The following is a 1,088-nucleotide window of genomic DNA, read 5'->3' as shown; positions in this document are numbered from 1 at the left end:
CCCCAAAGGTGGATGGCGGGTCGGCGAGGCGGCGCCTGTGGCGGGTGGTGCGGGTAGGGGCGATGTGTCTGGCGTTGCTGGTGCTGCTGGCGGGAGCCGGGCTGACCGCGTTGTACGTCAAGTTCGACCGCAACATCTCGCACGTCGACATCGACCGCGCCCTCGGCCGCGACCGGCCAGAGGACAGTCCCAACGGGTCGCTCGACCTGCTGGTGCTCGGCTCGGACTCCCGGGCCGGTACCCACGGGGCGTACGGGCAGCACAAGGGCGCCAGGGCCGACACGGCGATGATCGTGCACCTCAACGAGGCCAGGGACGCCGCGACCGTCGTCTCCATCCCCAGGGACACCCTCGTCGACCGGCCCGCCTGCGAACGGCCCGGTGGCGGCACCGAGCCGGCGCGGGAGCGGGTGATGTTCAACGAGTCGTACAGCGTCGGCGGGCCGGCCTGTGCCGTGAAGACGGTCGAGGAGCTGTCCGGGGTGCGGATGGACCACTACGTCGAGGTCGACTTCAAGGGGTTCTCGCAGCTCGTGGACACGCTCGGTGGCGTCGAGGTCACCACCACCCAGGCGGTCAGGGACGAGGACAGCGACCTCGACCTGGCGGCCGGCACCCACACCCTCGACGGGGAGCAGGCGCTGGCCCTGGTGCGCACCAGGAAGGCCCTCGCCGACGGCAGCGACCTCGGGCGGATCCGGCTCCAGCACTCGTTCGTCCGGGCCCTGGCCCGGCAGGTCGGCGGCATCGGGCTGCTCGGCGACCCGCGCCGGCTCTACGAGATCGCCGACACCACCACCCGCTCCGTCACCACCGACTCGGGACTCGCCTCGGCCTCGAAGCTGGTCGGCCTGGCCCGCACCCTCAAGGGCATCGATCCGGACGAGATGAACATGCTGACGCTCCCGGTCGCCCTGGACCCCAGGGACCGCAACCGCGTCGTCCCGCTGGACCGCCAGTCGCGCGAGGTGTGGAGCGCGCTGCGTGAGGACCGGCCGGTGCCGAGGAACGCGACCGAGGGGTCGGCGGCCGAGCCGCAGTCCCGCGAGGGGGAGATCATCGCGGGGGAGTAGTGGGGGGAATAGCGG

1 protein-coding gene is annotated in these 1,088 nt (G+C 72.2%); it reads left to right on the top strand.

Annotated features, from left to right (window positions below):
- Window positions 1-8: 8 nt before the first annotated feature.
- Window positions 9-1,073, top strand: a complete 1,065-nt coding sequence (locus E1283_RS36465; protein ID WP_425086283.1) for an LCP family protein — start codon at window positions 9-11, stop codon at window positions 1,071-1,073.
- Window positions 1,074-1,088 lie beyond the last annotated feature (15 nt).

It is taken from the genome of Streptomyces hainanensis (assembly GCF_004348415.1).
GTDB lineage: Bacteria > Actinomycetota > Actinomycetes > Streptomycetales > Streptomycetaceae > Streptomyces > Streptomyces hainanensis.
The sequence above is the reverse complement of the archived record's forward strand: the minus strand, read 5'-3'. Positions and strand labels throughout refer to the sequence as shown.